At 34.3% G+C, this 2,455-nt stretch carries 5 protein-coding genes; 3 read left to right on the forward strand and 2 right to left on the reverse strand.

Features of this window, described 5'->3' with window-relative positions:
• Positions 1–427 precede the first annotated feature (427 nt).
• Entirely contained in the window at positions 428–781 is a 354-nt protein-coding gene (locus ACFIKE_RS09410) for a helix-turn-helix domain-containing protein (protein ID WP_004859838.1), read from the reverse strand.
• A gap of 87 nt (positions 782–868) precedes the next feature.
• Between ACFIKE_RS09410 and ACFIKE_RS09415 the strand changes: the two genes are divergently transcribed.
• Positions 869–1,126, forward strand: a complete 258-nt coding sequence (locus tag ACFIKE_RS09415) for a helix-turn-helix domain-containing protein (protein WP_375649546.1) — start codon at positions 869–871, stop codon at positions 1,124–1,126.
• 2 nt (positions 1,127–1,128) lie between these two features.
• The gene (locus ACFIKE_RS09420) at positions 1,129–1,473 is read left to right on the forward strand and encodes a hypothetical protein (RefSeq protein ID WP_375649549.1); all 345 of its coding nucleotides are present in this window, start codon (positions 1,129–1,131) and stop codon (positions 1,471–1,473) included.
• A gap of 91 nt (positions 1,474–1,564) precedes the next feature.
• Here ACFIKE_RS09420 and ACFIKE_RS09425 read toward each other — a convergent pair whose 3' ends face one another.
• Positions 1,565–2,161 carry a hypothetical protein gene (locus tag ACFIKE_RS09425; RefSeq protein ID WP_208435741.1) on the reverse strand — a complete coding sequence of 199 codons (597 nt, stop codon included), beginning with the start codon at positions 2,159–2,161 and terminating at the stop codon, positions 1,565–1,567.
• A 69-nt stretch (positions 2,162–2,230) separates the two neighbouring features.
• Between ACFIKE_RS09425 and ACFIKE_RS09430 the strand changes: the two genes are divergently transcribed.
• Entirely contained in the window at positions 2,231–2,374 is a 144-nt protein-coding gene (locus tag ACFIKE_RS09430; protein WP_208438218.1) for a hypothetical protein, read from the forward strand.
• The last annotated feature ends 81 nt before the right edge of the window (positions 2,375–2,455 follow it).

The raw sequence follows: 2,455 nt of genomic DNA on the forward strand, positions 1-2,455 counted from the left end.
GGATTGATGCGAAAGATTTGGATTGCATCATCTGCCTCGTCAATAATTTTTAGAACTTGGCTTTCATCCAGTGGTCCCGACCGACCAATGTTTTGATCATCATCATAGACAACTAATAAGATTTCATCGGAATTTATAAGAATTGGCTTATCCATAATTTTTCCTCCCTAACGCCTCTTGGCGATTGTTTGTGCGTGGTTTATGGAATATATATAATACGCATAATGCATACTTGTCAACAATAAAATATGCGTTATGTGTATTTTATTTTTAACGGTATAAAAATCTTGTAAGAAGATTTTTTCTAAATGACGATTCTCATGAAAGGGGAAGGTGAATGGTTATGAAAACAATAAAAAGTGATATAGAATTAGATAACAAAATAATGCATCTGGTTTCTACATTTAGTAATGAAAGAAAAAAGCTTTTATTTTTTTTCTTCTGCATGCAGGCGATTTAAAAGGTGAAGAATTGTTTCTTTATCTGGTTGAGTTGTTTTTTGCAGTAGATTAATAATTTGCTCATCAACAGTTTGTTTTGTGGCAGGAATTGGAAAGGAGGGGCCTTCTCCCTCTCCAGTTAATAACCATCCTTCACTAATTCTAAATGCTTTTGCATATTTCGCAGATGCCCGTGATATTCCTCTTAATCCTTGTTCGTGCTGTATATAGCTAGAGTAGTTCCAGCCAAAATATCTAGCTGCTTCTTTAGCACTTCTAAAACCACGCGCTAAACGCGCTTTTATTAATCTAGCAGATTGGTCTATCGTGTTACTAAGCATTTTTATCTCCTTAATATATTCATATTGCATATAATTGGTATGCATTTCGACTTGACTTTTGAGTACTCATAATGCATATTATTTTTTATGGGAAAAATAGCAGTAAAACAGTTACGTAAAAATCTGAATTTAACTCTGAAAGAAATGGCAGCACGGTTAGGCGTCAACAAGTCAACAGTATGGCGTTGGGAAAAATATGGTGTTCCTTCAAGAGGAGCCGTTGCATATCTTCTCGAAGCGTTATGGAATGAACAATCTCCTCCAACGCCTTCTTTTGTCAACGGTTTCAGTTTGAGTGAAAAGTCGTGCGAACAAAAACAGCTTCAATATGAAGAAAGAAAATAAAAATGGACAATTTTGCAACGATTATTGTGCTTTTTACGACCAATGTAATCACGATTTTTTGTTTTTATGTCTCTCATAAAAAAATGCAAAGCTCTACAAAGGTATTGCAAAGACCATATTACACTTTTCACATTTTGAAAGATTCAATAAAAGAAATGGATTTTCCAGACGGCAGCACAATTGTTTTTAGCGATTCTGATTGGAATTTTTCTCTTGATGCAAATGATAATTTGATAGCTCAAAGCACTTTAGGACCTTCATTGTCCATCAGGGCATATAGTGACGCATATGGTTTTAAAAAGTATCTTATAGATAATTTTCAGAAATATAATCGGTCTATACATTGAATGCAACGAGATAAGATAGAGAAACTATCCGCTCATAAGAGAAAGAAAGTAAGTGACATTTGATTACTTTTAGTTCCGTGAAATTAGAGTATTAGTCATCACAAAAGGAACCAAGATAAAAATTAGGTTTGAGTGTTTTGGTCGGATAATTTGGAGAAGTATGTTCTACAATGATATTTATAGGCTGTATTTCAGATGGATTGCGCATTGCAAAAATGAGTAAAAGTGTTAGTTCGCTTTTACTTCCAATACTAAATAGATCATACCATTCATTTTGGATTGGGTTGAGTTTAGGGGTTATCAAGTTGACGTGGTTTTCTTGCGTTTTAATGAAGATGTCTTCTGTTTGTTTTTGCAATTCTAGGTTGGATTTAGGATATGAGACATGAACAAATTGAAAGGGGCTCTTTTTATCTATCCATATATGATTCAGTCTAATCATCTGTTTTGTAGGGTTATAGAAAGTTACTTGTAAATGAACCAACGATGCTGTGATTATATTAAATCCTCCTTTCTTTGATGGAATAACACTATCACCTCTTGGTTGGGAAATAGATTTCAGTTCTAATTTGGGTCCTAGTTTTCGTTCTTCCTGTTCTTTGTACTTAGTGTAAATTGAAAAAATTGTATGTGCGAAATTAATAAGAACAGAAGAAATAGAAAACAATTTAGACACTACTTGAGGCATTTCCCCCCCCATTTCGAAAATAATTACCGTTGAACGGCTATGTAAAAATAATTTTTAATGGAATAGCAAATGACTAACACGATTCTTTGTCTTGATCTAGGTACTAAGACAGGCTGGGCGATATGTTCCAAAGGGCATGCGCTTAAAGACGACAACGAAGCAGATGCTTTAGCAATTTTATATTTAATGAAAGAAGGGGATGCGCATGTCTAATGCAATGCCATGGATAAGATTCCATTTGTATGACTGGATAAGTGGTACAGATGGAATGACGTTAGAGCAAAGGGGCGCTTA

The sequence above is a fragment of the Bartonella sp. MU70NMGDW genome, from assembly GCF_042194085.1.
Taxonomy (GTDB): domain Bacteria; phylum Pseudomonadota; class Alphaproteobacteria; order Rhizobiales; family Rhizobiaceae; genus Bartonella; species Bartonella grahamii.